25 protein-coding genes are annotated in these 26,469 nt (G+C 64.3%); 16 read left to right on the forward strand and 9 right to left on the reverse strand.

Annotation, left to right across the window (positions count from 1 at the left end):
* Nucleotides 1-101 precede the first annotated feature (101 nt).
* From AB3X98_RS00690 to AB3X98_RS00710, 5 genes are all read left to right on the forward strand, one after another.
* Nucleotides 102-698 (forward strand): hypothetical protein, encoded by a 597-nt coding sequence (locus AB3X98_RS00690; protein WP_069262133.1) that lies wholly within the window; start codon nt 102-104, stop codon nt 696-698.
* A gap of 299 nt (nt 699-997) precedes the next feature.
* Nucleotides 998-2,053, forward strand: a complete 1,056-nt coding sequence (locus tag AB3X98_RS00695; RefSeq protein ID WP_368603169.1) for a hypothetical protein — start codon at nt 998-1,000, stop codon at nt 2,051-2,053.
* A gap of 52 nt (nt 2,054-2,105) precedes the next feature.
* A complete protein-coding gene (locus tag AB3X98_RS00700) occupies nt 2,106-2,474 on the forward strand; it encodes a DUF2784 domain-containing protein (RefSeq protein WP_368603170.1) in 369 nt (122 codons plus the stop codon).
* Nucleotides 2,475-2,596: 122 nt separating this feature from the next.
* Nucleotides 2,597-3,871, forward strand: coding sequence for a DUF2252 family protein (locus tag AB3X98_RS00705; RefSeq protein WP_368603171.1), 1,275 nt, complete (start codon nt 2,597-2,599; stop codon nt 3,869-3,871).
* A 194-nt stretch (nt 3,872-4,065) separates the two neighbouring features.
* Nucleotides 4,066-5,304: an FAD-dependent oxidoreductase gene (locus AB3X98_RS00710; RefSeq protein ID WP_368603172.1), complete on the forward strand. Its 1,239-nt coding sequence runs from the start codon at nt 4,066-4,068 to the stop codon at nt 5,302-5,304.
* 47 nt (nt 5,305-5,351) lie between these two features.
* On the opposite strand, the gene AB3X98_RS00715 is transcribed toward AB3X98_RS00710, so the two are convergent.
* On the reverse strand, nt 5,352-6,296 hold the full coding sequence (locus tag AB3X98_RS00715; RefSeq protein WP_368603173.1) for a LysR family transcriptional regulator: 945 nt from the start codon (nt 6,294-6,296) through the stop codon (nt 5,352-5,354).
* A 126-nt stretch (nt 6,297-6,422) separates the two neighbouring features.
* On the opposite strand from AB3X98_RS00715, the gene AB3X98_RS00720 reads away from it, so the two are divergent.
* Together AB3X98_RS00720 and AB3X98_RS00725 are read left to right on the forward strand one after the other, a co-directional pair.
* Complete coding sequence (locus AB3X98_RS00720; protein WP_368603174.1) at nt 6,423-7,064, forward strand: glutathione S-transferase family protein; 642 nt, start codon at nt 6,423-6,425, stop codon at nt 7,062-7,064.
* Nucleotides 7,065-7,097: 33 nt separating this feature from the next.
* Complete coding sequence (locus AB3X98_RS00725; protein ID WP_368603175.1) at nt 7,098-9,137, forward strand: pyridoxamine 5'-phosphate oxidase family protein; 2,040 nt, start codon at nt 7,098-7,100, stop codon at nt 9,135-9,137.
* Between the two features lie 30 nt (nt 9,138-9,167).
* Here the strand turns inward: AB3X98_RS00725 and AB3X98_RS00730 are convergent, their stop codons facing one another.
* Entirely contained in the window at nt 9,168-9,968 is an 801-nt protein-coding gene (locus tag AB3X98_RS00730; RefSeq protein WP_368603176.1) for an alpha/beta fold hydrolase, read from the reverse strand.
* A gap of 144 nt (nt 9,969-10,112) precedes the next feature.
* On the opposite strand from AB3X98_RS00730, the gene AB3X98_RS00735 reads away from it, so the two are divergent.
* The gene (locus AB3X98_RS00735) at nt 10,113-11,006 is read left to right on the forward strand and encodes a LysR family transcriptional regulator (protein ID WP_368603177.1); all 894 of its coding nucleotides are present in this window, start codon (nt 10,113-10,115) and stop codon (nt 11,004-11,006) included.
* Between the two features lie 29 nt (nt 11,007-11,035).
* Here AB3X98_RS00735 and AB3X98_RS00740 read toward each other — a convergent pair whose 3' ends face one another.
* Nucleotides 11,036-11,629, reverse strand: a complete 594-nt coding sequence (locus tag AB3X98_RS00740) for a DUF308 domain-containing protein (RefSeq protein ID WP_368603178.1) — start codon at nt 11,627-11,629, stop codon at nt 11,036-11,038.
* Between the two features lie 151 nt (nt 11,630-11,780).
* Between AB3X98_RS00740 and AB3X98_RS00745 the strand changes: the two genes are divergently transcribed.
* The gene (locus AB3X98_RS00745) at nt 11,781-13,262 is read left to right on the forward strand and encodes an HD domain-containing phosphohydrolase (RefSeq protein WP_368603179.1); all 1,482 of its coding nucleotides are present in this window, start codon (nt 11,781-11,783) and stop codon (nt 13,260-13,262) included.
* Nucleotides 13,263-13,431: 169 nt separating this feature from the next.
* Here AB3X98_RS00745 and AB3X98_RS00750 read toward each other — a convergent pair whose 3' ends face one another.
* The gene (locus AB3X98_RS00750) at nt 13,432-13,797 is read right to left on the reverse strand and encodes a hypothetical protein (RefSeq protein ID WP_256094491.1); all 366 of its coding nucleotides are present in this window, start codon (nt 13,795-13,797) and stop codon (nt 13,432-13,434) included.
* Nucleotides 13,798-13,823: 26 nt separating this feature from the next.
* Nucleotides 13,824-14,255, reverse strand: coding sequence for a hypothetical protein (locus tag AB3X98_RS00755; protein ID WP_368603180.1), 432 nt, complete (start codon nt 14,253-14,255; stop codon nt 13,824-13,826).
* A 182-nt stretch (nt 14,256-14,437) separates the two neighbouring features.
* Here AB3X98_RS00755 and AB3X98_RS00760 point away from each other — a divergent pair, with 182 nt between their 5' ends.
* Nucleotides 14,438-15,133 (forward strand): response regulator transcription factor, encoded by a 696-nt coding sequence (locus AB3X98_RS00760; protein ID WP_028204625.1) that lies wholly within the window; start codon nt 14,438-14,440, stop codon nt 15,131-15,133.
* Here the strand turns inward: AB3X98_RS00760 and AB3X98_RS00765 are convergent.
* Nucleotides 15,130-17,142 carry a hybrid sensor histidine kinase/response regulator gene (locus AB3X98_RS00765; protein ID WP_368603181.1) on the reverse strand — a complete coding sequence of 671 codons (2,013 nt, stop codon included), beginning with the start codon at nt 17,140-17,142 and terminating at the stop codon, nt 15,130-15,132. The genes AB3X98_RS00760 and AB3X98_RS00765 overlap by 4 nt on opposite strands.
* 572 nt (nt 17,143-17,714) lie before the next feature.
* Here AB3X98_RS00765 and AB3X98_RS00770 point away from each other — a divergent pair.
* From AB3X98_RS00770 to AB3X98_RS00785, 4 genes are all read left to right on the forward strand, one after another.
* Nucleotides 17,715-18,512 carry an acetoacetate decarboxylase gene (locus AB3X98_RS00770; RefSeq protein ID WP_368603182.1) on the forward strand — a complete coding sequence of 266 codons (798 nt, stop codon included), beginning with the start codon at nt 17,715-17,717 and terminating at the stop codon, nt 18,510-18,512.
* A 35-nt stretch (nt 18,513-18,547) separates the two neighbouring features.
* Nucleotides 18,548-19,330, forward strand: coding sequence for a 3-hydroxybutyrate dehydrogenase (locus AB3X98_RS00775; RefSeq protein ID WP_028204627.1), 783 nt, complete (start codon nt 18,548-18,550; stop codon nt 19,328-19,330).
* Between the two features lie 26 nt (nt 19,331-19,356).
* A complete protein-coding gene (locus AB3X98_RS00780; protein ID WP_069262145.1) occupies nt 19,357-20,619 on the forward strand; it encodes a patatin-like phospholipase family protein in 1,263 nt (420 codons plus the stop codon).
* 132 nt (nt 20,620-20,751) lie between these two features.
* Nucleotides 20,752-21,129 (forward strand): hypothetical protein, encoded by a 378-nt coding sequence (locus AB3X98_RS00785; RefSeq protein WP_069262146.1) that lies wholly within the window; start codon nt 20,752-20,754, stop codon nt 21,127-21,129.
* Nucleotides 21,130-21,169: 40 nt separating this feature from the next.
* Here AB3X98_RS00785 and AB3X98_RS00790 read toward each other — a convergent pair whose 3' ends face one another.
* Nucleotides 21,170-21,298: a hypothetical protein gene (locus AB3X98_RS00790; protein WP_256094492.1), complete on the reverse strand. Its 129-nt coding sequence runs from the start codon at nt 21,296-21,298 to the stop codon at nt 21,170-21,172.
* 93 nt (nt 21,299-21,391) lie between these two features.
* Complete coding sequence (locus AB3X98_RS00795; protein ID WP_069262147.1) at nt 21,392-23,008, reverse strand: MFS transporter; 1,617 nt, start codon at nt 23,006-23,008, stop codon at nt 21,392-21,394.
* A gap of 210 nt (nt 23,009-23,218) precedes the next feature.
* Here AB3X98_RS00795 and AB3X98_RS00800 point away from each other — a divergent pair, with 210 nt between their 5' ends.
* A complete protein-coding gene (locus tag AB3X98_RS00800) occupies nt 23,219-25,303 on the forward strand; it encodes an esterase/lipase family protein (protein WP_368603183.1) in 2,085 nt (694 codons plus the stop codon).
* A 13-nt stretch (nt 25,304-25,316) separates the two neighbouring features.
* Here AB3X98_RS00800 and AB3X98_RS00805 read toward each other — a convergent pair whose 3' ends face one another.
* Nucleotides 25,317-25,769 carry a DUF4188 domain-containing protein gene (locus AB3X98_RS00805; RefSeq protein ID WP_368603184.1) on the reverse strand — a complete coding sequence of 151 codons (453 nt, stop codon included), beginning with the start codon at nt 25,767-25,769 and terminating at the stop codon, nt 25,317-25,319.
* A 61-nt stretch (nt 25,770-25,830) separates the two neighbouring features.
* On the opposite strand from AB3X98_RS00805, the gene AB3X98_RS00810 reads away from it, so the two are divergent.
* Nucleotides 25,831-26,394, forward strand: coding sequence for a TetR/AcrR family transcriptional regulator (locus AB3X98_RS00810; RefSeq protein WP_069262149.1), 564 nt, complete (start codon nt 25,831-25,833; stop codon nt 26,392-26,394).
* Nucleotides 26,395-26,469 lie beyond the last annotated feature (75 nt).

The raw sequence follows: 26,469 nt of genomic DNA on the forward strand, positions 1-26,469 counted from the left end.
TCGTTTCCTCCTTGTCTGCGCCAGGGCCAGGTGTGCGTTGCGCGATGCGAAGCCGTGCTCCAGAATGACCCATCTTCCACCTTCGAGTATAGGAGGGGCCAATGACGCTCACAGACCGGGATTTCGTGGCCGTCGCACAGGCGCGCTTCGATGCGCTCGCAAACTACGAGGTCACGTTGAAATCGACATCGGCGCGAGCGGAAACGGTCGAGGTCCTCTATGGCTACCGAAAGCCCGGCTTCGTGCGGATGGACTTCATCCGGCCGCATGGCGGCGCGACGCTCACCTTCAACCCGGAATCGGGCAAGGTCAAGCTCTGGCCGTTCGGTATCGACACGTTTCCGCAGCTCACGCTGGCTCCCGACAATCACATGATTCAGAGCCCGCAGGGTCATCGCGTCGACGAGTCCGATCTCGGCGCACTGCTAGTCAATGTCCGTGCGCTGCAGGAGCATGGCGACACCCAGGTCGTCGGCACCGAAGCGATCGGCACGCACGAGGCGGCGCACGTGATCGTGACGTGCCTGCCCGGACACTTCGTGAGCGGCGTGTTCCGCTATGAGTTATGGTTCGACTCGAGCCATGGTTTGCCCATCAAGGTCGTGAGCGAGGGCGAGTCATGCGAGCCGATCGAAACGGTGCTGATGGAAAACCTGCGCATCGACGTGCCGGATTCGCAGCTCAGGCCGTTCGGCTAGTCGCGCAAGCGATCACTGGCATCGGGGATGTCACTGAATCCTCAGGTTAATCAAGGCGTAAACATGACATCCTAAAATGCCTCAACCGCTTAGGATGCCAAATAACCAGCCAGCCCAAGCGTGCGCGACGAGCCAGCTATCGTCGGAAATATACGTCTGATCCCCCAATCGTTGCTAACGCAGTTAATCGCGATTCCCTCGACGGAACCTACCGTGAGCGGCCCGCTCGCCTGCGAACAGGAAGCGGTGTCGCTCTGCCCGAAAGGTATTCCCCGTTCGCTGGATCGAAGGGACATGGCATGTTCAGAAACCTTATCGAGTTCGCAAGACAGGTGCGGCGCAGCGAAGACTTCAAGAATGCGCTCAATACGCCGGCCCGCCTGTCCCTGCATGCGAAGCAACGCCTCAACCGCGGCCACTTCGTCATAGAGATTCGCGCAAATTCCGGCTTCTTTTCCGTCATGCAGATCGTCCTGTGCATCCTCCTGTATTGCGACGAGAAGCGTCTGACGCCCGTTATCTCGGCGCGCGGTGGAAGCTATGGCGACGCGCAAGGCAAAATCGACTGGCTAGCCGAATACTTCGAAGACCTCGCACCGTCCGCCTTGCCGGATGCCGCGAGGGCTGGTTTGCGAACGTCGATCGTACGCGATCTCGGCGATCTGGGCTTTCGCCGTTACGAAGCCGGCCTCCGGCTGGAACGGGCGAGTGCGCTATTCCTGTCGAACTATCGGCCACGCGAATCGATCCGGCAGGAAGTCGCGCGCATCGGCGAGCGGCTCGATATCGGCGCTTCGACGCTGGGCGTCCATTTTCGTGGCACAGATAAAAAGTTCGAAGCCCATACGATCGACCGGAGTGCGTTTTGCCGCATGGTCGAGAAAACCCTTGCAGACGATCACCGGCTCACGAACATCTTCGTCTCCAGCGACGAGCAGGCGTTCCTCGACTTCTTCCGGAAGTGGGGCTTCACTGTGCCCGTCAACGTCGCGCCTGCGACGCTGCTCGCGAGCGGCGAGAAGCCCGTGCACTTCAGCGGACATTCCGGACTCGCAATTGGCCGCGAAGCACTCGTCGCGAGCCTGCTACTCGCAAACTGCGGCCATTTGATCAAGACGCCCTCCTATCTCTCGGGATGGTCGAAGATCTTCAATCCGTCGCTGCGGGTGAGGCTCGTCGTGCCTCCCCGCAACAACGCATTCTGGTTTCCCGATAGCCAGATCTGGACCGAACAGGCCAGGCGCGACCACGACCTGGTGATGCCTGAAATCGAAGACGCGCCTTTCGACTCGCCGTTCACGGCAACCGCGACGACGCCAAACGCGGGAGCCCTCCCCCGACCCATCGATCTTTGAAGACGTATCATCGAAGCCAGAACGCAGGGCGAGGGCAATTGCGAGCATCGTCATGAACTGGCTGGCCAATATCGTTCTCGTGCTGCATGCACTGGTCGTACTCTTCATCGTCGGCGGCTTGCTCGCGATCTGGGTGGGCGCCTGGCTCGGGCGCGCCTGGGTACGCAACCGCGTGTTCCGTCTCACGCATCTGCTTGCGATCGGTGTCGTCGCCCTTCTTGCGGTCCTCGACCTCCCGTGTCCGCTCACGGTGCTCGAGGACTGGCTGCGTACCGGGCACGCCGGACCGCAGGGCTTCATCCAGTACTGGGTCAGCGACTTGCTGTACTACGACTTGCCCGGCTGGGTGTTCGCGACGGCCTATGCAGGATTCCTGCTGGTCGTGGCAGCCACCTGGTTTCGTGTCCCGCCGCGTTCGTGACGGCAATCGCGCATCGATCTTCAGCCCGTAACGACACTGGCGGCACACCGCTTGCTCTCGCCCCACAAACGCTAATCTCGGCGTCGACGCAAATCAACGCCTGCAAAAAGGGGATGACGCACATGTCCAGCAAAAAGAGCCGCGACAAACTGCCGAAAGGGACAAAGCCGACAGTTTCGAAAGGCGCGGGGCCGACAAAGGCGCTGCCCAAGCCCGGCGAGCGAGCGGCCATCCTGACCGGACAGCGCCGCCTGAAAATGGCGCGCTCGCCTCATGCCTACGTGCGCGGCAATACGGCCCGCTTCTACGAATGGATCGTCGAGACGAACGGCGACTCGCTGCCACGCGGCCCGGCGATCTGGATTTGCGGCGATTGCCATACCGGCAACCTCGGCCCCGTCGCGAATCAGGAAGGCAAGGTCGAAGTCCATATCCGCGACCTCGATCAGACCGTGATCGGCAACCCCGCGCACGACCTCATCCGCCTTGGCCTCTCGCTGGCGACCGCGGCACGCGGCTCCTCGCTTTCCGGTCTCACCATCGTGCACATGATGGAGGCGCTCGCAGCGGGCTACGAATCGGCGTTCGGGCCAAAGCGCGCGAAGGTCCAGATGTCCGGGCGCCCCGAGCCCGTGCATCTGGCGATGAAAGCGGCCGTACGCCGCTCATGGCAGCATCTGGCCGAGGAGCGCATTGAGGATCTCGAACCCACCATTCCACTTGGCAAGCGTTTCTGGCCGCTCACGCGCGCCGAGCGCAGGGCAATCGACACGCTCTTTCTCGACGATGCCATCGCGAGTCTGCCCACGGGCCTGCGCGGCCGCAACGATGCCGGCAAGGTCGAGGTGATCGACGCGGCGTATTGGGTCAAGGGCTGCAGTTCGCTCGGCAGGCTTCGCTATGCAGTCCTGCTCGATGTCGACGGCGGCATGATCGATGGCGACGATCTGTGTCTCATGGACATCAAGGAGGGTGTGAAAGCCGCTGCACCGCGTTACGAAGACGCATCGATGCCGCGCGACAACGCCGAGCGCGTGGTGGAAGGCGCGCGCCATCTCTCGCCCTTTCTCGGCGAGCGCATGCGGGCGTCCCGCCTGCTCGATCGCGCCGTGGTGATTCGCGAATTGCTGCCGCAGGATCTCAAGCTCGAAATCGATGAGCTCGAAGAGAGCGAGGCGCGCAAGGTCGCGTTCTATCTCGCGGCGGTGGTCGGCAACGCGCACGCACGCCAGATGGACCCGCCGACACGGCGCAGCTGGCTCGCCGAACTCCGGCGCGCTCGCTCGAAGACGATCGATGCGCCCCTGTGGCTCTGGACGAGCATCGTGCAACTGGCGAGCAGCCACGAAGCCGGCTATCTCGAACATTGCCGCCGCTATGCCACCGGCGTGAATTGAGGCAGCCTCCCGACGCTCGACCTCGTCGTCCAGATGCTTCGCATCCCGACCATCGAATCTTGCCTCCACAGCGTATGCCAGTCGCATAATAGCGCTATCCGCACGCCTCGCGGCACGCACGCTCAAGCGCCTCATGCGCCGTCGGTTTGCTGACGTCCGGGTTCGCGTCGCCGCCATGGCATGGAGGTTTTCAAATGACTCAGGGCAGCTACGACATCGTGATCGCGGGCGGCGGTCTTGGCGGCGCAACGCTTGGCCGTGCACTCGCAGGCGCCGGCGTGCGCACGCTCATCGTCGAACGCGAGACGTCGTTCAGGGACCGCGTGCGCGGCGAGGGCATGATGCCCTGGGGTGTCGTCGAAGCCCGCGCGCTCGGCATCGATCGGCTGCTCCGTGATGACGGGGCGCACGTGGTTCCGTTCTGGAGGCGATACAGCGGACTGGTGCCAGCCGAATCGCGCAACCTCGCGGATACCACTCCCGGGCACACCCCGTGTCTGGACTTTTATCATCCGTCGATGCAGCGCACGCTGCTCGACGCGGCCGAGTCATCGGGGGCCATCGTGCTGCGCGGCGCCGAGGTCGTGCGCGTCGATCAGGGCGATGCGCCAGGCAAGCCGCCTGTCGCCGAGATTCGCACGGATGGCGGCACACATCGGGTAAAAGCCCGGCTCGTGGTGGGCGCGGACGGACGCAGGTCGACGGTGCGCAGAATCGCCGGCTTCACGCTCAACCAGGATCCCGGGCGGCTGATCGTGGCGGGTGTGCTCTACGAAGGGCTCGACACGCCGGAAGATTCGGTACACCACTTCCAGTGCCCAGCGCTGGGACAGGCCGCATTGGTTTTTCCCATCGGGCATCAGCGGTTCAGGACGTACTTCGTCTCATGGGTCGGGCAGCGCGCGCACCCCATCAGCGGCAGCGGGCATACCCGCGAGTTCCTCGACGCCTGTGTCGACACGGGCGTGCCGCGCGACTGGTTCGAACGCGCGAGTGTGGTTGGCCCGCTCGCGGCTTATCCCGGCGCGGACATCTGGGTCGAGCATCCCTGCAACGGCAGCGTGGTGCTGATCGGCGACGCGGCGGCGGCCAGCGACCCGTCATGGGGATGCGGGTTGTCGTTGACGCTGCGCGACGTCAGGGTGCTGCTCGACCGTCTGCTCGCAAACGACGACTGGGAAGCCGCCGCGCATGCGTATGCCTTCGAGCACGACCGCTATTACGGCGCCCTGCACCGCGTACTGGACTGGCTCACCCAGTTGCTGTACGAACGCGGCGCGAGCGCTGACGAGCGCCGCGCCCGCATCCTGCCGTGTTTCGCCATGGAGCCCGATCGCGCGCCCGATCTGCCGGGGCTCGGCCCGGAGACGCCATCGGATGAAGAGGCTCGCCGACGGTTCTTCGTCGAGGATCGTTTTCTGCCTCCGGGCTGATCGCGCGGCGCATGTTCAACGCCACGGGCGTGAGCGGCCTGGCACGCCTACGCGGCACTCTTCGCGATCGTCGCCCTCAGTGCTTCGATGACCGCCCGCACCTTGCCCGACGGATAGCTCGTCGGTGCAAACACGGCCTGCACATTCAAAGGTACGCCGGACCATTCGGGCAGCAAGCGCACGAGCGCGCCGGACGCAAGATCCGCGCGCGTCGAGAAGTCGGTCAGCGCGGCAAACCCGCCACCCGCGAGGACCGCCGCGCGCGCCGACGTCGCCGTATTCACGCTCAGCGCATTCGCGCAGCGCACGCGGCGCACGGCTTTGTCGTGGCTGACGCGGCCCACCGCGGGCCGCCGGGCATCGCGCGTCAACTCGAGCGTCGACGGATGCCGCAGCACGCTCATCGCGATATGCGGCAAGGACGCCAATGCGTTCAGCGACTTCGGCATGCCGTGGCGCTCAACGAACGCGGGGCTCGCGACCAGCCAACGCACGTAGCTTCCTAGCTTCACCGAGCGGTAGTTCGAGTCGGGCAGATTGCCCAGCCGCACAGCCAGATCGATCCCCTCGCCGATCAGGTCGACATAGTGATCGGCGCAAACCAGTTCGATGTCGAGTTCCGGATACACGTCACGCAGATCGACGAGCGCGGGCGCGACGATCTGCGCGCCGTAGTCGACAGGCGCGCTCACTCGCAGCGTGCCGCGAGGGGGCGCGGCTTCCTCCGAGACGGCCGATAGTGCCTCTTCCGTCATCTGCAGGATGCGGCAACTGGCGTCGTAAAACGCACGGCCTGTATCGGTCACGGATAGCTGCCGCGTGGTGCGCGTGATCAGGCTCGCGCCGATCTCGCGTTCGAGGCGCTGCATATGCGCACTGACCATCGTCTTGGCGATGCCGAGCCGCTCGGCCGCCGCCGTAAGCGATCCCGCTTCGACCACGGCGACGAACACCGCCAGCCGGTTCAGATTCACGTCGCGTACATCCGTCATAGGAGATTGTCCACTTTCGATAGAAAATGAATGCAAGCTTAGCAGTCTTCTCGCGCGCGCAGCCATTGTCTACTCTGAACACTCCCTGTCGCTTCATCCCGAAGCGCTTTCGTTGTGGAGAACAAGATGCCAACCGCCCGTCCCGCCACGCCGATTCGCCTGTATACGGCCTTGCTCTCCGGCCACGGACACCGCGTCCGGCTGTTCCTTTCGATGCTGGATGTGCCGTTCGAGATCGTGCCGGTGGATCTCGCCGCGGGCGAGCACCGTCAGCCCGAGTATTTGAAGCTGAACCCCTTCGGCCAGGTGCCGACCATCGTCGATGGCGATACGGTGTTGTTCGATTCGAACGCGATCCTCGTCTATCTGGCGAAGCGCTACGGCGAGCCGTCGTGGCTGCCGGACGATCCGCCTGGCGCGGCAGCCGTGCAACGCTGGTTGTCGCTCGCAGCCGGTCCGATCGCGTTCGGCCCGTGCGCCGCGCGTCTCGTCAACGTATTCAAGCGCGATCTCGATCTGGCGCACGCCCAGCAAATCGCGCAAACGCTGCTGCCGTTGCTCGATGCCGAACTCGCGCACAAGCCGTTCGCCGCGGGCGATCACGTGACGATCGCCGATATTGCCGCGCATACCTACATTGCGCATGCACCTGAAGGCGGCGTGTCGCTGGAGCCGTATCCGCATCTGCGCGCATGGCTCTCGCGCGTCGCCGCGTTGCCGGGCTTCGTGCCGATGCCATCGACGAAAGCGGGCCTGCTCGCCGCCTGAACGAAACTCGCACGCCGTCACCCCGAGGCCGTCATGACCGCTCTCCCCGACCTGAATCCGTACCGCACTGCGGGGCCGTTTCACGACGGCGAGCGCGAGGCGCAATTGCGCGCGGGCGTAGCCGACGTTGCGCTCGAAAACGGCTCGCGCGGCATCCGCGATTACATGCCGGACCAGCATCGCGCGTTCTTCGCGATGCTGCCGTTCATGGTGTTCGGCGGCGTCGATGCAGCCGGTCAGCCGTGGGCGACGCTGCGTGCGAACACGGCGGGCTTCGTGTCGACGCCGGACAGCCGCACGCTGCGCATCGACGGCGGCGCGCTGCCAGGCGATCCGCTCGAAGGGAGCTGGGTGCCGGGCGCGCGTATCGGCGGGCTCGGCATCCAGCCGCACACACGGCGGCGCAACCGCGTGAATGGCGTGATCGAAGCGGTCGATGGCGGCGTGGTGACGCTCGCCGTCGAGCAGAGTTTCGGCAACTGCGCGAAGTACATCAATGGACGGGAACCGGCTTTCGTCGGCGATACGCCGGCGCGCGCCACAGTCGAACATGCGCAGGCACTCTCGGAAGAAGACCGCGCACTGATCGCGCGCGCGGACGTATTTTTCATCGCCACCGCCAATCTCGATGATGCAGCGGGAACGGCGGGCGGCGCCGATGTTTCGCATCGCGGCGGCATGCCCGGCTTCGTGCGGATCGACGACGCGCGAACGCTGACTGCGCCCGACTTCAGCGGCAACAAGTTTTTCAACACGATCGGCAACCTGCTGCACGATCCGCGCGCGGGCTTGCTGTTCGTCGACTTTGCGCGTGGGGATCTGTTGTATCTGGCCGTGCGCGCCGAGGTGATCTGGGACGGCCCCGAAATCGCGCAATTCCCGCTGGCACAGCGGCTGGTGCGCTTTCACCTGGCAGAAGTGCGCCGTGTGCGGGAAGCCTTGCCGTTGCGGTGGTCGGCGGTCGACTATGCGCCGCAGTTCGCGCAGGCTTCGACAGAGAGTTCGCCGGCGGCTGCGCCGAAGAAAGCCGACGCGCGCGCGTGGCGCACGCTGCGCGTGGCCGAGGTACGCGACGAATCCCCGACGATCCGCTCGTTCCACTTCGAAGCAATCGACGGCGAGCCACTCGCGCCTTTCGAAGCTGGGCAGTACCTTCCGCTGCGCGTCGTCATGCCCGGAGCGGACAAGCCGCTCATGCGCACCTATACGCTCTCCGCTGCGCACGACGCCGCACGTCCGGCACGCTACCGGATCAGCGTGAAACGCGACGGCGCGGTGTCGCGCTGGCTGCATGAACACGCACGCATGGGCTCGCTGATCGAGACCCTGGCGCCGCGCGGCTCGTTCACGCTCGATGCACGCAGCCCGCGCGCGATCGTGCTGGCGGCGGCAGGCATTGGCATTACGCCGATGCTCGCGATGCTCGACGCGGCACTCACGCTCGAGCCTCAACGCCGCATCCACGTGTTCCACGGGACGCGCGGCGAGCACGAAAGGCCGTTCGCAGCGGTGCTGCGGAAGATCGAACGCGCGCATCCGAACGTCTCGGTGCATCTGTACGACAGCGCCGCGCCACACGACTCGCCCGACGGCGACCGGCTCGCGGGCCGCGTGAACATCGATGCGCTGCGTCGCTTCCTGCCGTTCGACGACTACGACTTCTATCTGTGCGGCCCCGAAGCGTTCATGCGCGATCTGTACGACGGGCTGCGCGCACTGAATATTGCGGACGAGCGGATCCGTTTCGAGGCGTTCGGGCCATCGAGCCTGAAGCGTGCGCCCGATCACGCTGCCGTTGCGAGCGAGGCAACGCCAGCCAGACCGGTGACCTTCGCCCGCACGGCGAAAACGGTGCAATGGCAGCCGCGGCAGGGCTCGCTGCTCGAAACCGCAGAGCGCTGCGGCACCGACGCGGTGTCCAGCTGCCGCTCGGGCATGTGCGGGACGTGCGCCACGCGCGTACTCGATGGCAGCGTGGAATACGGCGAACCGCCGGAGTTCGACGCCGAGCCGGGGTTCGCGCTGATCTGCGTCGGGCATCCGGCGGCGGGCGGCGTGACGCTCGATCTCTAGCCGCCTTGCTTGCTTCATGCGTGTCCAGCGTCAGCTCGGCGCGCGCAGAAATCGCACGACTTCGTCGTTGAATCTCTCGGGAAACTCGATGTTGGAGAGGTGCACCGCCGGGAGCATCAGCAGCCTCGCGCCCGCAATCGTCTTCGCCATTTGCACGCTATAACTCGCTGCCGTCACCGTATCGTGCTCTCCCGCAATCACCAGTGTCGGCCGTGCGATGCCCGCAAGCGACTCCCGCATATCCGCTTCCTGCACGGCGCCCCACGAACCGGCGAGGCCATGCCGGTTCGTCGTGGTCAACATCGCACGGAACGCGTCGACCACCGGATCTGCTGCCTCGAGCATGTGCGCCGGGAACCAGTTGCGCAGGAAGGTTTCGGCGGTGTCGATCATGTCTTCGGCCTGCAGGACCGCCGCAATCGGTGCATCCCACCTGGCCGCCGGCCCGAGCCATGGCGCAGTATTGCTCAGCACCAGCCTGTCGATCCGGTCCGGCGCATGCACGCCCAGCCATTGGCCGACAATTCCGCCCAGCGAGAGTCCAAGAAAATGCGCGCGCGTCAGGTCGAGCGCGTCCATCAGTTCGAGGACGTCCTGCCCCAGACGCGCGAGCGGATACGGCCCCGCGGGAACGCTCGACGCGCCGTGCCCGCGCGCATCGTAGCGCAGCACGCGAAAGTGCTGCGTCAATGCGGAGATCTGCCCGTCCCACATGCGCAGCGTGGTGCCGATCGAGTTCGACAGCACGATTGTGGGATTGTCGTCACGACCGTCGAGCCGATACGCGATACGCGCGCCGTCGGTCGTCGTGAGGAAGGAAAAGCGCGCCATGACATCTCCTGCAAAGAAGGCGCTGTCGGGCGCGGCGCCGTTCGCCGAACACCTTGTGCAACGCCAGTTGGCAGGCCGAGTATGGGTCGCTCAGAATTCAAATAAAATTACAAAGATTGGACAAAAATTGTCATATAAATCGACATGGCAGATTTCACGCTTCACGACGTGCAATGCTTCGACGCCGTCATCCGGACCGGGAGCTTCCAGGCTGCCGCGAGCGCACTCCATCGATCCCATCCTGCCGTCTTTGCCGCGGTGGCTCGGCTCGAAAGCCAAACGGGGCTCGCCTTGCTCGACCGCAGTGGCTATCGCGTGAAACTGAGCGCCATGGGCCGTTCGTTTTACGAGCGCATGCAGCCACTCCTGAGCGAAGCGGAAGGCTTGCGTCAGCACGCAGCGCAACTGGCCGGCGGTGAAGAAAGCGAACTGAACGTGGTTCTTGGCGATCTGTGTCCGCGCCCGGTTGCGCTGAATCTGCTCGCGCGCTTTTTCGTCACGTGTCCGCGCACGCGGCTGAATCTGCATTTCGAATCGGTTGGCGGGCCCGTAGAGCGGCTAAAGGCCAGCCAAGCCGATCTGATCCTGCATCGTGTCGATACGACCGACCTGTCACTGGAGTGGCTCGTGCTCGGCAAAGTGCGCCTGGTTCCGGTGGCGGCGCCTGGCCTGCTACCGGCGCATCAAACCGGGACGCTGCGTGCGAAGCACTTGCGCGACTACGCGCAATGCGTGATGCGCGATTCCGCCCAGCAGCCCGGCGACTCGAACTTTCTGGTCGTCGAGGGTGCGAGGCAGATCACGGTGCCCGACCAGGGCATGAAAAAGGACGTCATCATGCAGGCCCTCGCGTGGGGGCATCTGCCGGACTTCCTGATCGAAGCGGAGCTGCGTAGTGGCGCCTTGAAATCCCTTGCGAGCCGGTCGCTCCCGGGACATACGGAAACGCTGGTTGCAGCGAGGCGCCGCGACGTCTCGCATGGCCCGGTTGCACAGCGATTGTGGGCCTGCCTGCAGGAGAACGCGCCGATGATCTAGTCAGGCGACACGCCACCTGCGCCGGTGCATCAAGACGTTCTGGCCATCTTGCTTCGCAGTTGGCCAGCCGAAAGCCACAGGGCAGAGATCAGAAAGTAGACGGCGCCGACCGCTGCATAGCCCGCCACCTTCTCGATCGCAGAGGCCATCGGCGCACCGCCCTGCACGATGAAAAACACCCCGGCCAAAGCCGATTGAGCACCGCTAAGTATCATCGCCCATTGCGCACCGAAGCGCTTCCAGCGACGCACGGCGGTGCCGAGCTGAAGCAGCCCGGACAGGATGGCCCACACGCCAAACACGCCCAGCACGCCCAGCACGCCATGCGCGCCCAGCTTCAACGCCACGATCACGGCGACCGTCGTCAAGATACTGATGCCGACGTTGACGACTTGCGTACGGTTTTCATCCGCCCCGCCGCTGCGCGACATGTCGAGGTAGTTGGCCAGGGCATCCCATGCCGGATAGACGACGAGCAGTGCAGCGATTCTGGCCGGCGAGTGCTGCGCGAGCGAAAAAGCCAGTGCGACCCAGGCCGCGGAAAACGCGGTCCGCACAAAGTAATACTGCCTGAGCCAGCTCTCTTCGCGAGTGAGCGTGATATCTGCGTGTCGATCAGCCATGGCAACTCCTGAACAGTTCGTGACAACGGTGCAAAGGATCGCACTCGCCTCACTTCCGCGGCATCGGTCGAATGACCGACCCTCGCGGGGTCGAATGGCGTTGTGACGTATAGTGATCGAACGCCTGACGTGCGCTCTGCCTCCCATGCCGATGACCGACGACAAAGCTGGCCTTTTCCCGCTGCGCGTGTTCGATGCCGTGAAAGCCCTCGCCTTCATCGGCGATCTGAGCATGGGCCAGCCCACCGATCATTCGCCGCGCACCGCATGGCTCGCGGCTCGCCTCGCGCAAGCCGCCCGGCTCGACGCGTCGACGATCGATACCGTGCGGGAGACGTCGCTGTTGCGTTGGTCGGGATGCACGGCAAACGCGGCGGGCTTCGCCGACGTTTTCGGCGACGACATCCAAAGCCGCGTCTCGATGCTCGACGGCCGCACAGACTGGTTCGCGCCACTTGAATCGCGTGGCGGTGCCGCCGCGGTGCTCACGCCGCTCGCGCAGACGCACTGCGAAGTGGCGGGCGAAGTGGCGCGCATGCTGGGCCTCCCCCTCGCAACCGAAACGGCGTTGCGTCATATCTTCGAAATGTGGGACGGCAGCGGTATGCCCGCGCATCTTGCACGCGACGCCGTGCCGGTGCCCGTGTTCGTCGTCGCGCTTGCCGGAGATCTGGAGATTTTCAGTCGCACGTATGGTGTCGAGCAGGCGCTCGGTCTCATTGCGCAACGCGCCGACACGCGCTATCCATTGCAGCTGGTCGAGACCGCGCAGCGCGGTGCGCCCGTTTGGCTCGCGGAACTGGAACGTGCGTCGGCCGCCGATCTCGACGCCGCGTTGACGACATCGCGTATGCAGCAGGCAACGTCGGCGGAGCTGATCGCCGACGTCATCGACCTCAAACTGCCCTGGATGACCGGCTTCTCGCGCGCGGTCGCGGCGACGGCCGCCCGCTGTTGCGAACGTCTCACGACGGACAAGGCCGCGCACGAACGCGTCTATCGCGCAGGATTGATTCACGGAATTGGTCGGGCGGCGGTGCCCAACGGCATCTGGAATCTGAGCGCGCGTTTGCCCGAAAGCGCCTGGGAGAAAGTGCGCCTCGTGCCTTACTGGACGTCGCGCGCAGGCAGGCAAGCCGGCGCGCTCGGCGATGCGGCCGAACTCGCATCGTATGCCTATGAGCGGCTGGACGGCTCGGGTTATTTTCGCGGCGCACGCGGCGAGGCCATGACGCTGGAGGCGCGCGTACTGGCTGCGTCGGTCGCGTGGGTCGCGTTGCGCTCGGTGCGTCCGTGGCGAGCCGCGCTCTCCGACGACGCCGCCGCGCAACAGCTGCGCGACGAGGTCATGAGCGGCCGCCTGAGCGGCGAAGCGGTCGATGCGCTGCTGGCCGAAGGTGCGGTTGCGGTCAGGCGCCCCGCGAGCCCCACGGCGCAGCGCGCGCCTCTCACGCCGCGCGAAATCGACGTGCTGCGTGCCATCTCGCGCGGCGCGAGCAACAAGGAAGCCGCGCGAGAACTGGCGCTGAGTCCGAGCACTGTGCGCACGCATGTCGAAAGCGTGTTTCGCAAGTTCGAGTGCTCCACCCGCGCGGCGGCGACACTCAAGGCATCGGCAATGGGCCTGCTTTAGCGACCATCCCGATGCATTCTGGAAGAGAACGCCGCGCGTTGCCGGGTCCGGTTTCAGCCACGCGTTGCGGCTAGTGCAAATTAACAGCGTCTTTATCACTGATATTTTGGTGGTCTCTCACGCTACCCTACTTGTTTGATCTCCTCTGCTCCCCCGAATCAGGCATGACTCAGTCTATTTCGCGTCCCCCGGCTCTGGCCGCGAACCGATCCAGCAAACACTGCAGCCGACGCTCCTGAATGTGCAGAATCCCCGGTGTGGAACGGAGCTCGAGCACGCGGGAGTGCCAATAGCTCGCGCTGAATATCGCCATCGCCTTGTCCGCGCTGATCGCACTTTCGAGGTGCGCAATCGCCGTGTCGAGCGTGTGGACAGTGTAGGGACTCTGCGGCCGCCTTTCTGTCTCTGGCTTTATCTGAATCGTTTTCTCGCGCCCTGCCCGCTTGCCTCCCGCCTGGCTATCGCACTCCTGCGCAAGCAGGGACTGCAGGCGCTGCTCATCGAGCCCGTCATACCGGATGGAGTTGTCTCGCATCGCACCGTCTCCTCGTCGACGATCGCTCACCAATTACCGTCGAGCCTGTTCCGACGCTCGCTGACGATGACCGTCGGGCCCGGATTGTCGTGATTAACCAGGGTTGCATCAGTGCAAACGGTGCGGGCCGCTTTGGCGCCACGGCGGTGGCGTGCGACCGACTCCAGCAGGCTCAACGTGATGCAGAAACTGCGGTCGATCTGCTCAGTCCAGCACTTCTGGTCATAGGCGGCCAGGGCCTGCACGAAGACGTCGTAGATCTGGTCGGGAAAAGTCACACCGCTCGACTCGATGCGGACCATGAGCGCCCTTGCCCGAAGCAGCTCGGCCAGGATCGTCGCGTCCGGCTGGGTCGCCGGTTCAGGCTCCGGCTTGCAAGGGCGTACGCGGGTTTCGTCGTCCGACGCAAAGCGGAAGATATTCAACAGGCTTTTGAAGTCGGGATGCGGCGTATGCATGATGGTGTCCCTCATCGTCCGAACTGCAGCGACTCCATCGTGCGCGTGCCGGGATTCTGGCAAAACCGGCCATGGCGGGGGAAAAGCGCCTCCAGAAGGCGGCCCCACGAGCGTCCCCCGCTTTGGGGGGATCGCAGCCTGCAGGATTGCGGGTACAGTGGGGACGACTAGAGAGGCGCTCGATGGACAACCTGTATTTCCGGCACGTACTGCTCGTCGAAGACGAGGGCTTGACGCGTATTGCGATGAAGAGCCTGATCCTGACTTCGGAGCCGACGCTCGACATCGACGAGGCCGGCTCGTACGACGCTGCTGTCGAACGGCTGCAGAACAAGGCTTACGACCTGGTCTTTCTCGACTACCAGATCGGCGACAATCACACCGGACTTGATTTGCTACGCTGGCTGCAGGAGAACGAGCGCGCGGCGCATGTGGTCATGCTGTCCGCGCAGGACGACCGCGAAACCGTGCTGGACTGCATCAAGAATGGCGCCGGCGGCTTCATCTCGAAGGCCAGCGAGGAAGGCGGCGCGGTGTTCCGGGAAGCCCTGCAGACCATCCTGAACGGACGGGTCTATCTGCCCAACAGTGTGCTCGGCAAGGGCGGCCATACCCCGCAGTCCCCGGGGCCGAGCAAGGCCATTCCGATCGATTCGCTGAACCTGCCGCCGCGTCTCGCGCAAACCCTGGGTTTTCTGCTGCAGGGCATGTCGAACAAGGCCATCGCGCGAAAGATGAATATCTCGGAGAACACCGCGAAGGAGTACATCAGCGATCTGCTGAGCCGGTTCAACGTGTCGCGGCGCACTTTCCTGATTGTCGAAATGGCACGCCGCGGCATCGAGATTCCCACCGTTGCGCACGCCCCGGCGGTCTAGGTCGCCCGGGCCGATGCCTCCGTCAATTCGAGCATGCGCGCAATCAGCAGGTCGGGAGCCAATGGCTTGCTGAGCACGCAGCGCTCCGGCAACACGCCCTGCGTGCTTGCCACGGCTTCCCCCGTCACCACGAGACACGGCACGGGCCGCGCAACGTGCTCGCCGAGGAGCCGGATGACGTCGTGTGCGGTCGAATTCTCCGGCAACCGGTAGTCGCTGATCACCAGGTCAGGGACGCGCTCGATCGACTGCAACAGTTCGTCGAGTTCGGCTACGGAACGCACCGAATCGGACAACACCCCCCATCGCGCGAACAGCGCCTCCATCGACGCGCGCACAAGGCTGTCGTCCTCGACCAGCAACACGTAGAGACCACGAAGCGACGACGGTGACAGCGACGAGGCCGCATCGGCGGGCGATATCGCGGCATCCTCATGCGCGAATGGATCCGCCACCGGCATGCGCACCGAGAAGCGCGACCCGTGACCCTCGATCGACTTGAGTTCGAGACGATGTCCCTCGAGCAGGGACACCACCGCATTCACGATCGACAAACCGAGCCCGAGCCCTTTCTCGCGGTCCCGCTCCGGATTGCCGAGCTGGACGAACGGCTGGAAAATCGCGTCCCAATGCTCCGACGCGATACCGATGCCGTTATCCAGCACATCGAGGCGAACATAATTAGGCATACGGACCAAACCCACGAGCACCGTGGAGCGCCCCGCTTTCGCGGGATCCGAATATTTGATGCCGTTCGCAATGAGGTTGCTCAGCACGCGGGGAATCCAGTCGGCGTCGGTGCGTACCCATGCGGGCTTTTGCAGCGCCTTGGCATAGCGCAGCACGACGCCGCGGCTCGCCGCGAACGACGCGAGCTGCTCGACCGTCTCCTCGGTCACGCGGCTGAGGTCGACGCTCGTATAGGTCGGGTTGACGTGCCCCGATTCGAGCTTCGACAAGTCGAGCACAGCATTGAAAAGACGCGCCGTCAATACCGACGCCTTGCGCGCTTCGCCGATCAGCTTGCCCGATGCTTCGATGTCGCGCGCTTCCAGCGCTTCGTCTGCCGCCGCAAGAAACAGGTTCAGCGCATGCATGGGCTGGCGCAGGTCGTGCGCGGCCGCGGCCAGAAAGCGCGACTTCGCCCGGCTCGCCTGCTCTGCCGCTTCGCGCTGCTGCTCGCGCAAGGCGATCAGGGCTTCCGACTTGGTCTGCTGGTCGCGCCGTGCGCGCTCGAGGTCATGATGCTTTTGCGCGAGTTCGGCGTTGGCGCTCTGCAGCGCAGCGTTGCTCTGCGCAAGTGCCTGGACGGCAACATACCGGTCGCGCACGTGCCGCTCGGCATTCACGTTGACGCTGTGCCCGAGCACGGCGACGTTCAACAGATAGAACATGCCCGCGGCGAAGTTGTCCGGCTCGACCGCCTGAGTGACCAGTTGCGCCATCACGATCACGGCGATCACGCATGCGGTCAGCATGAGCGTCGCCTTGGCCCGCAGGCGCAGAAAGCCGAACAGATAAAAGAGAATTAAATAGAAGCCGACAAAAAAATGGGTGAAATTGAATGGGCGTGGAGCAAGGACGGTTTGCATCAACAGGCAAAAGCACATGAACGCCAGGCCCGAAAGCAGGATCCAGTGCGCAACCTTGTCTCGATGAAATTCGAGCCTGAAAGCCAGCACGATGCCGACGCTCGCGCCAATCGCACCGGCGCAACGGAACGCGAAAACCTCCGGGAAGTACGGCCGGAACACCGGACTGGTCTGCGCAAGGCTGATTTCCCAAAAGCCGAAGCACACCCAGATCAGCGTTCCGAGCACCAGCGCCGCACGGCGAAAGTCGGCGAAGCGCCGGCCATACTCCTCCGTAAATTCGCGTTCGACCTGTGGATCCTCGAACCGGCCGGGCCAGCACAGCATATCGACCAGCCATGCGCGAACCGCGCTGGGCGCATGCGAGCGTTTGAGGAATGCCGATTCGGTCGCCGATTGAAACCTGAATATGCTCATCGCATCTCGCCGGTATGCTCGCTGGCTGACGAAGCAGGAAGCACGTCTCGTGCTTAGGCGTGCCAATCCATTCTAGTCGGTCACAGACTGCCCTGCCGCTTCCCCGCTGGAAGCGAGGATATCTTACGCCAGCGGACCACAAGAGATGTCATATAACATGGTGTTCGGCGCGCGACGATCCGGTATCGCGGCGGATCACTTCAGGCTGCCAATATACTTCGTATTCCTTCTGAATTTATACGAAACACCCTGATGCCGGACCCGTTCCTTCACTGTGCGAAGTGGCCGGCCGTCTCTCCCAATCCACGCACTAATCTATTTCCTGTTTTGATCAGCATTCGTCATATGTTTCCTTCGCAACGAACCTAATACCATGATTAGGCTGAAAAAATCGGCATACGCGAAGTCGAACCAATCACACGAAAATGACGCCGGGATGGCCAATAAACTTTCAATTTCCTTTTTATTTAACGAAACTGAAACGGTGTTTTATCGCCATCAATGCGATCGTGTCATGTTTTCCATCTAACATCTGTCGCGACGTTTTCACGCAGCCTAGCCTGGAGAACAGTATGGATCTGGCAAGAATCCGCCGCGATGCATTCGCGATGCCCATGCACAACCCCGCGTATCCGCGGCCGCCGTTTCGCTTCGTCAACCGCGAATATTTCATCATCACGTACGAGACCGATCCCGATGCGCTGCGCGCCATCGTGCCGGAGCCGCTCAAGCCGGAAAACAATCTCGTTCATTACGAATTCATCCGCATGCCCGACTCGTCCGGATTTGGCGATTACACGGAAAGCGGCCAGGTGATCTCCGTACGCGATCCGCAAGGCCGCCTCGCGAATTACACGCATTCGATGTATCTCGACGACGAAGGCCCGATTGCCGGCGGTCGTGAAATCTGGGGCTTCCCGAAGAAACTCGCGCGCCCCGTGCTCGCCGTCGATGGCAACGACACGCTGCTCGGCACGCTCGATTACGGCACGCAGCGCATCGCGACCGGCACGATGGGCTACAAGCACCACGTGCTCAACAGCGAAGACGAGCGCCGCAAGCTCGCCGACACGCCCAACTATCTCCTCAAGATCATTCCGCATGTGGACGGCACGGCGCGCATCTGCGAACTCGTGCGCTTCTATCTGCGCGACGTGACGGTGCGCGGCGCATGGAGCGGCCCGGCCGCGATCGAGCTGCATCCGCACGCGCTCGCTCCCGTTGCCGATCTGCCGGTGAGCCGCGTGGTGGGTGCACGCCACGTCATTGCGGATCTCACGCTCGATATCGGCGAGGTCGCCTTCGACTATCTCGCCGCGACGTCGAGCCAGGACGCCGCCTTGGGCGAACCCGAAGTCGAGCTCGCCTGATCTGTTTATCTATCGCTTTTTAGTAAGGAATACAGATGTCGTTGAAAGACAAGGTTGCAGTCATCACGGGCGCCGCAAGCGGTATTGGCGAACATTGCGCGCGCACGTTCGCGAGCCAGGGTGCGGCGGTCGTGATCGCCGACCTCAATCTCGCGAACGCCGGCAAGGTGGCGGACAGCATCGTGGCAGCGGGCGGCAAGGCCCTCGCCGTGGCGATGGATGTCACCAACGAAGAAGCCGTGAATGCCGGGATCGACGAAGCAGCGAAAGCCTTCGGCGGGATCGACGTGCTCGTGTCGAACGCGGGCATCCAGATCATCAGCCCGGTAGACGAGTTCCCGTTTGCCGACTGGAAGAAGATGCTCGCGATCCATCTCGACGGCGCGTTTCTCACCACCAAGGCCGCGCTCAAGCATATGTACGGCAGCGGCAAAGGCGGCTCGATCGTCTACATGGGTTCGGTGCACTCGCACGAGGCGTCGAAGCTCAAGGCGGCCTATGTCACGGCGAAGCATGGTTTGCTCGGCCTTGCCCGCGTCGTGGCGAAGGAAGGCGGTCCGCGCGGCGTGCGCGCCAACGTCGTATGCCCGGGTTTCGTGCGTACGCCGCTCGTCGACAAGCAAATTCCCGAGCAGGCCAGGGCGCTCGGCATTTCGGAAGCGGACGTCGTCAAGAACGTGATGCTCAAGGACACCGTGGACGGCGAGTTCACCTCGCTCGACGACGTGGCCAACACGGTCGCGTTCCTCGCGGGCTTCGGGTCGCAGGCGCTGACGGGCCAGTCGGTGCTCGTCACGCACGGCTGGTCGATGCACTGAACAACCAACGAAAAAAGGGAGAACGTATGCGCAGCAGCAATCTAACCGCCCGCAGGGAGCGCAAGCCGTTTGAGCTGCCGCGCTACGACGAAATCGCCCTTGTTTTGCAGGGCGGCGGCGCGCTCGGGTCCTATCAGGCCGGCGTGTTCGAAGGGCTCGCGCAGGCCGGCGTCGAACCGCATCGCATTGCGGGCGTGTCGATCGGCGCGCTCAACACGGCGATTATTGCGGGCAACGAACCCGCGCGGCGCGTCGAAGCGCTGCGTGGGTTCTGGGAGTCGATCTGCCATCCGCTCGACTGGTTCGGCAACCTCGGCGCGCTCGCCATGCCGATGTTCAGCCAGCAGGATTTTTCGCGCCGCTGGGCCAGCATGTGGGCCGCGGGTCGCGCGCTCACTGAAGGCCAGCCCGGCTTTTTCGCGCCGCGCCGCCCGTTGCCCGTCGCGGGCTGGCAGAAGGCGACGCCGAATGCGGTGAGCTACTACGACACGGCCGCACTGAAGTCGACGCTGCAACGCTTCGCCGATTTCGACCGTATCAACGACGGCCCGATCCGCGTGTCCGTGGGCGCGGTGAACGTGCGCAGCGGTAATCTCGTCTATTTCGACAACGCCAAAATGCGGCTCGAGCCGGAGCACTTCATGGCATCGGGCGCGCTGCCGCCGGGTTTTCCGGCCGTGGAAATCGACGGCGAGTATTACTGGGACGGCGGCCTCGTGTCGAACACACCGCTCACGGAGGTGCTGCGTGACGCCGACCACAAGGACACGCTCGTATTCCAGGTCGATCTATGGAGCGCGAGCGGCAACGTACCCGCCGATTTCCTGGACGTGGCCGAACGCGCCAAGGACATTCAATATTCGAGCCGCACGCGCGCCATCACCAACATGCTTGCCGATCGGCAAAAGCACGCGCGCTTTATCAAGGAACTCCTCGAGCACGTACCCGCCGAGGCGCGGCGCAACGATCCCCTCTTTCGGCTCGCCGAGCAGGTGGCCGATGGGTCGTCGATCAACGTGGTCCATCTGATCTACAAGAACAAGCCTTACGAAGGGCATTACAAGGACTACGAATTCAGTGCCGACACTATGCAAGAGCACTGGTCGAGTGGCGTCGAAGACATTCGCGCGTCGTTTGCGCATCCCGACTGGTTCGCGATCCCGAGCCGGGAGCAAGGCTTCGTCACGCACGATATCCACCGGCGCGCGGGCGAAGTGCCCGAATCGGATCGCGCCGAGCTGAGCGCGGGCGCCTCGGGACAGGTAGATCTGACTCGCAGGGTCGCGTAGACGCAGCACAAGAGCCGACCCGGCGTCGGGCCCGTGCTTGAGGGTTTTCCTTGACGCCGGGCCGGCAACATCGCCAATGGTTGACCGACGGAGGACGTGCTAGGCTCCCTTCAAACAACTTCGGAGACTGCGATGCCGTTCATCTGCGAAAACGTTGAATGCCGTGCCGTGCTGGCTCGCGGTCAGGTCAGAGCCAGTCACGAGGACGACGGGTGGTGCTTCTACTGCCCGGACTGCAACGCCCGGAACGAGTTGAAGGATGTCGGCATACCCGGCGGTCCTGCCCAGTTGGTTCAACCGGAACGATCCGGCCCCCCGCACAGGATCATCGCGACGGCTCGCCCCCTCGAGGACGGCGGGTACGCAGCGCAATTGCGCGTGCAGAGGGCGCTCGCGATAAAAGGCACCTACGCGGTCGAGGAACGCTGGGAGCAGCTCGGCGTGTTCCCGAATGCGCACGAGGCCGTAGCGCATGCGAATACCTTCGCGTCCGAACTGCTGAAGGCCTGATCGCAGGCACCCGCAGGATTGATTACCCGGACCGAAAGCCTCAACGCGAAGCCATCGTGCCGAACGGATGGGCTTTCGGCACGACCACGTCGTCTTCCGCTTCGAGCGGCGCCTGCAAATCCCGTTCGTCCAGTTCCCGCGATGCCGGTCTGCCGAGTATCGCGATCATCGGCACCTCGTATTCGACGACGTCCGATTTCGTGCCGGAAAGAGGGCTGAAGCGTCATCTCCACGCATTAGCTCGATTGCAAACGTTCGCAATTCATTTCCGCGGCTGTATGGCTGCCGCCGCAATAGCCGCTCCAGCGAACGCGCACGCGGCGGACACAACGGCGACGGCACGCAGCGCGTCTAGCATGGCCTCCGCTTGCGCACGCGCCACCAACGTTGCGTGCGGCGTGCCGGCGCCGTCCGATGCGGGCCTATCTTGTCCGTCCGGCTCCAGCAGTTGTCCGATCTGGCGTGCGTCCACCGTCACGTGCGATGCGTCGAGGCGCGCGGCTAGCGCGGCGTGATGCGACCACACGAACACGATGCCGAGCACCGCTACCGCCAGCAGGCTCGCCACGCGCGCAACGGCGTTGTTGATGCCGGAGGCGACGCCGGTGCGCTCGCTCGATACCGCGCCCATCACGGTCGTGGTGAGCGGCGCGACGGTGATCGTCATGCCGAGGCCGAGCACCGCGAGCGCAGGGAAGAATCCGCTCCAGTAGCTGCCGTGCACGAGCGGCAGCGCCAATAGCGTGAACCCTAGCCCGGCGACGCCCGGGCCAACGGTCAACAGCGCGCGCGAGCCAAAGCGGCTCGTCAGTCCACCGGTGAAGCGCGACAGCAAACCGATGATGACGGGCACCGGCAACAGCGCCGCGCCGGCTTCGGTCGCGGTAAAACCATGCGCGCGGATCAACGTGAACGGCAGGAAGAAGAACGCGCCGCCGAGCCCGAAGTAAACCAGCAGTGTGACGAGATTCGCGCCCGTGAAGTCGCGCGAACGGAACACATCGAGCGGCATCATGGGATTGGCGCTGCGCGCTTCGATCATCACGAACGCGGCGAGCACGAGCACACCGGCGCCGATTGCAACCAGCACGAAAGGATGCTGGAAGCCTCGCGCCGACGCCTGGGTCAGCCCGAAAGTCAGACTGGCGAGGCCTGCCGCCGCGGCCAGCGCGCCCGGCCAGTCGAGTTGCCCGGGCGCATCGAGCCTTTGGCTGTTGGGCACCGATGACATGGCGAGCGCGATCGTGAGCGCGGCGAGCGGGACATTCAGGAAGAAGATCGCGCGCCAGGAAAATGCATCGACGAGCCAGCCGCCCGCCACGGGCCCCACCGCCGACGTGATCGCGCCGACGCCCGCCCAGGTGCCGATCGCCCGGCCACGCGCTTCGCCGTCGAACACCGCGCCGATGATCGCGAGGCTGCCGGGTACGAGCAGCGCCGCGCCGATGCCCTGAACCGCGCGTGCGGCGATCAGCGCAGCCGCATTCGGCGCGAGGCCACAGGCCGCCGACGCCAGCGTAAACAGCGCAATGCCCGCGATGAACACCGTGCGGCGGCCAAGCTTGTCCCCCATCGACCCGCCGACCAGCACGAGCGAGCCGAGAAACAGCAGATACGCGTTGACGACCCATTGGATCGCCGCGACGCTCGCACCGAGTTCGCTCTGAATGGACGGCAGTGCGACGTTGACGACCGAGCCGTCGATGAACGCCATGCTCGACCCCAGGATCGTCGCCGCGAGCGCGAGACGCTTGCGCCGGCACGGACGGTCGACTGAGGTGGGCTGCGCGCAGATCACGAGCGCGTCGCACGGGCTCGCCTGCGCGGCGACGACATGCGCGCCCTGCGGCTCGCTTGCAACAAGATCCGGGTTGGCCAAGTTCGCTCCCGTCAGGATCGGTGATGACTAGAGTCTGTTGATGCCAGCGGCGCGAGTCAACCCGGGAGAGCGCATGGGCGTCGGCCGCGGATCACCGTGCGAACGCGATCCAGATCAGGCTGGTATACATCGGTCTGCCGGCCACCGCGCTGCGCCGTCCCTCATTTGCCACACGCACGTGCGGGACTGCGCGAATGGCCTGGATCCTTCATGACGCGCAATTACCCATCCCGCATGCCGCGTTGCCCGCCGTTAGCCCATGTGTTGGCCAATCTGTCGGCCCTCCTCGCTGCCGCGCTGCTCTGCGGCTGCGCGATGGTGCGCGTGAACTCGCTCGGCCCGCAGCAGTACTTTGCCATGCGTCGCGGAGACATTCTCTCGACCGGCCAGCTGAGCGCGGCGACACAGGCCACGTTGCGGGTCGCGGCCCTCGACGAAAGTTCGTGCCAGAGCGCGCCGCAAGCGTGTATCGATACGATCGCAACCGTCGGCGGACTCAGTACCGGACAGCGCCTCGCCTGCCTCGCCGAGTTATCGCTGCAGATGGCGCTCGAGCAGACGCCGCCTGCCGGCACCCCCTGGACCGACACTCAATTCGATTCGTGGCTCAAGACAGCGCGATACGCGTACGCGTTTCTGTTCCTCGGCCAGCGCACGGCTGGCGAACGGGCCTTCGAGGACCGCCAGACGCAGGTTCGCGACTACTACAACTATGCGGTCCAGGAGCTTGCCGGCGCGCTGTTTCTGCGCGGCACCGCTGAAACGACCAACGGCCATCGCGATCCGGCAAATCAATTCATCGCAGGCTGGACCATTCATATCGACCTGAGAGAGGTCCGGCTGCCCGAGGGCGTACGCGAACTCAGCGAAGTCATTCCCGCCACGGGCCTGTCGTTCGCGGGACTCCACAATACCTATCGCCGTGACGGCCTCGGCGCGGATCTGGTTGCGGTCACACAGCCCGCCCAGCCCGACCCGGATAGCGCCACGACCAACAGCGCAGCGACAACGGCTGAAGACGATGCGAATGCGAATGCGAACGCAGGCTCAACCTTCTGGTTCGCGCCCGGCTCGCGTCCGTTCAATGAAATGCCTTCACCGAACGTCACCGCACTGCTGCTGTTTGGCAATGGCACGCTCGAGCAACTGCTCGCTTCGCACGAGGTGGTGTTCTCCGCCTACGATCCGTTTCGCGTAAAAAGCGTAGAGATCAATGGCGAGACCGTGCCGCTCGCGGCCAACTTCAGCGCGGGCTATGGCATCTGGCTCGCCCGCTCCGGATTTGCCAGGCAGTCCTTGCGTTCGCTGCTCGGCCGCACGAGGGGCATCGATCGTCCGCGCATTTACATGATGCAACCGTTCGATCCGGACCGGCGCATCGTTCTGATGCTGCACGGCCTGGCCAGCAGCCCCGAGGCATGGGTCAACGTCGCCAACGACATTCAGGGCGACGACATGCTGCGCCAGCATTTCCAGGTCTGGCAGGTCTATTACCCGACCAACGTGCCCATTCTCGTGAACCTTGCGAGGATAAGGCAGGCGGTGCAACTGACGCTCGCGCATTTCGATCCCGCAGGCAAGCTGCCGGCTTCGAACGGCATGGTGCTGATCGGGCACAGCATGGGCGGCGTCCTCGCGCGGTTGCTCGTCTCTTCCTCCGACGACGTTCTGTGGGTAACCGTCCAGAACAAGTACCTGCCCGAAGGGGTCGACATCATCCGCGAGGATGAGCGACTCAATCGCCTGCTGCGCTTTACGCCGATGCCGCAGGTCGAGCGCGCGATCTTCATCGCCACGCCACACCGCGGCACGCCGTTCGCGAGCAATCGCCTGTCTCGCTGGGTTGCAAACCTCGTGCGCTTGCCGATTGCGCTGCTGAAGGAGATCGACGAGATGCTGCAGAGCGCCACTAATGCGGATAGCACCCAGCGCGCGGGAAAGACCATTATGGTTCCCAACAGCATTGAGCAGCTGCGCGAGACCGATCCGATCATCCAGTCGATTTCACGCCTGCCGATCAGCCCCGATGTGTGCTTTCACTCGATCGTTGCGCGACGCCGCGAGACGGGCCCGCTCGAAGATTCCGATGACGGGGTCGTCCCCTATCGCAGCGCGCATCTCGACGGCGCTCTCTCCGAAAAAGTGATCGTTTCGGGGCATAGTGTTCAGGAAACCCCCGAGGCGATTTTTGAAATCCGGCGCATTCTGCACGAGGATATCGAGGTGTTCGATAACCAGGGCGCACATGAAGGCGCTTGCGGCGGGCCCGTCGCGGTACATGAGACGACGCAGTGAATGGCGCCCTGATCTAGTCCGCCGCCATGCGCTTTCGCGCGCTCATAAAAGGGCCGGTCGGCTGGCGTGCCGGCGCAAAGCGATCGAAGCCCACGGGGCCGGGCATGTCGATATAAACCGCCTCCATTCCCTGACGGCTATAGCTTTCATGCCAGAAGCCCGCGCCGCCGCTGTCGCGCAGAAACTCGCCCCACCAGCGCGAATGCGGCGCGCTACGGGTAAACGCTTCGAGGCTTTCGAGGTCGCGCCAATACTGGCGGATACCGACATGGTTGAGGGCGAACAGGAACTGCTCGCTGGAGAGCAATCCGTCTGGGGGATTCAAATCGATTTGCCGCAAGCCTTTGCCGATGCCGAACAACGTCGCGATCCCCCGCATCCGGCGCACGCGAAAGCCCAGGATGATGACAACGAGATTCGGGTACGTGCTGAGGTCGACGGACCTGCGGGTAGCAGAGGCTTGCATGGCGGCTCCCGTTTGTTTACGCTGTAAGCATAGTCCCGATTGATTACAGTGTAAACAACCAATGAGCGATTCGAATTTGTCCCTGCGCGACCGTCTGGTGGATTGCGCGCTGGCCTTGCTCGAACAGGGCGAAAGCGACGTCAGCCTGCGTGCCGTGGCGCGGGCCGCCGGCGTCTCGGCGATGGCGCCCTATCGCCATTTCGAGGACAAGGCGGCGCTGATGGGCGCCGTCGCGCTCAAGGGCTTTGCCATGCTGGAGGCAGGCGCCGCGCGCGCGAACGAGGCCCACGACGCGCGCGAAGCGCTCGAGGCGCAGGGCGTGGCCTACGTTGGCTTCGCCCGCGCGCATCCTGCACTGTTCCGGCTGATGTTCGCGGACGGGGCAGGACTCGCCTTGCCCCATGAGGATTGCCGGGGCGCCTATACGCTGATGGCACGCAACGTGGCGGAGCTCGCGCCGCATTGCGTCGAGGCGGGGGTGCTCGCCTGCTGGGGGCTGGTTCACGGTCTGGCGACGCTTGCGCTCGACGGAAGAATTCCGGCCGATCCGGCCGGTGAGCGTGCGGCGATCGCGCTGATAACCCACGCGCTCAAGGCCGCGCCGCCCGCCCTCGCCGGTTCCTGAGGCGGCATTTGCAGCACGCGCATTCCCCCTCGCGCGTACGATTGCCGGCAACGCGATGACGACGAGAGAGGAGCC

The organism is Paraburkholderia sp. BR14312, from assembly GCF_040948675.1.
Classification (GTDB): Bacteria; Pseudomonadota; Gammaproteobacteria; order Burkholderiales; family Burkholderiaceae; genus Paraburkholderia; species Paraburkholderia nodosa_A.

Coding starts and splice junctions, on each gene's coding strand:
- AB3X98_RS00705 (WP_368603171.1), top strand. CDS start 2,597: ATGTCCAGCAAAAAGAGCCGCGACAAACTGCCGAAAGGGACAAAGCCG.
- AB3X98_RS00735 (WP_368603177.1), top strand. CDS start 10,113: ATGGCAGATTTCACGCTTCACGACGTGCAATGCTTCGACGCCGTCATC.
- AB3X98_RS00780 (WP_069262145.1), top strand. CDS start 19,357: ATGCGCAGCAGCAATCTAACCGCCCGCAGGGAGCGCAAGCCGTTTGAG.
- AB3X98_RS00755 (WP_368603180.1), bottom strand. CDS start 14,255: ATGCATACGCCGCATCCCGACTTCAAAAGCCTGTTGAATATCTTCCGC.
- AB3X98_RS00750 (WP_256094491.1), bottom strand. CDS start 13,797: ATGCGAGACAACTCCATCCGGTATGACGGGCTCGATGAGCAGCGCCTG.
- AB3X98_RS00800 (WP_368603183.1), top strand. CDS start 23,219: ATGACGCGCAATTACCCATCCCGCATGCCGCGTTGCCCGCCGTTAGCC.
- AB3X98_RS00790 (WP_256094492.1), bottom strand. CDS start 21,298: ATGATCGCGATACTCGGCAGACCGGCATCGCGGGAACTGGACGAACGG.
- AB3X98_RS00740 (WP_368603178.1), bottom strand. CDS start 11,629: ATGGCTGATCGACACGCAGATATCACGCTCACTCGCGAAGAGAGCTGG.
- AB3X98_RS00785 (WP_069262146.1), top strand. CDS start 20,752: ATGCCGTTCATCTGCGAAAACGTTGAATGCCGTGCCGTGCTGGCTCGC.
- AB3X98_RS00715 (WP_368603173.1), bottom strand. CDS start 6,296: ATGACGGATGTACGCGACGTGAATCTGAACCGGCTGGCGGTGTTCGTC.
- AB3X98_RS00775 (WP_028204627.1), top strand. CDS start 18,548: ATGTCGTTGAAAGACAAGGTTGCAGTCATCACGGGCGCCGCAAGCGGT.
- AB3X98_RS00770 (WP_368603182.1), top strand. CDS start 17,715: ATGGATCTGGCAAGAATCCGCCGCGATGCATTCGCGATGCCCATGCAC.
- AB3X98_RS00730 (WP_368603176.1), bottom strand. CDS start 9,968: ATGGCGCGCTTTTCCTTCCTCACGACGACCGACGGCGCGCGTATCGCG.
- AB3X98_RS00810 (WP_069262149.1), top strand. CDS start 25,831: ATGAGCGATTCGAATTTGTCCCTGCGCGACCGTCTGGTGGATTGCGCG.
- AB3X98_RS00700 (WP_368603170.1), top strand. CDS start 2,106: ATGAACTGGCTGGCCAATATCGTTCTCGTGCTGCATGCACTGGTCGTA.
- AB3X98_RS00760 (WP_028204625.1), top strand. CDS start 14,438: ATGGACAACCTGTATTTCCGGCACGTACTGCTCGTCGAAGACGAGGGC.
- AB3X98_RS00695 (WP_368603169.1), top strand. CDS start 998: ATGTTCAGAAACCTTATCGAGTTCGCAAGACAGGTGCGGCGCAGCGAA.
- AB3X98_RS00710 (WP_368603172.1), top strand. CDS start 4,066: ATGACTCAGGGCAGCTACGACATCGTGATCGCGGGCGGCGGTCTTGGC.
- AB3X98_RS00690 (WP_069262133.1), top strand. CDS start 102: ATGACGCTCACAGACCGGGATTTCGTGGCCGTCGCACAGGCGCGCTTC.
- AB3X98_RS00745 (WP_368603179.1), top strand. CDS start 11,781: ATGACCGACGACAAAGCTGGCCTTTTCCCGCTGCGCGTGTTCGATGCC.
- AB3X98_RS00720 (WP_368603174.1), top strand. CDS start 6,423: ATGCCAACCGCCCGTCCCGCCACGCCGATTCGCCTGTATACGGCCTTG.
- AB3X98_RS00725 (WP_368603175.1), top strand. CDS start 7,098: ATGACCGCTCTCCCCGACCTGAATCCGTACCGCACTGCGGGGCCGTTT.
- AB3X98_RS00765 (WP_368603181.1), bottom strand. CDS start 17,142: ATGAGCATATTCAGGTTTCAATCGGCGACCGAATCGGCATTCCTCAAA.
- AB3X98_RS00805 (WP_368603184.1), bottom strand. CDS start 25,769: ATGCAAGCCTCTGCTACCCGCAGGTCCGTCGACCTCAGCACGTACCCG.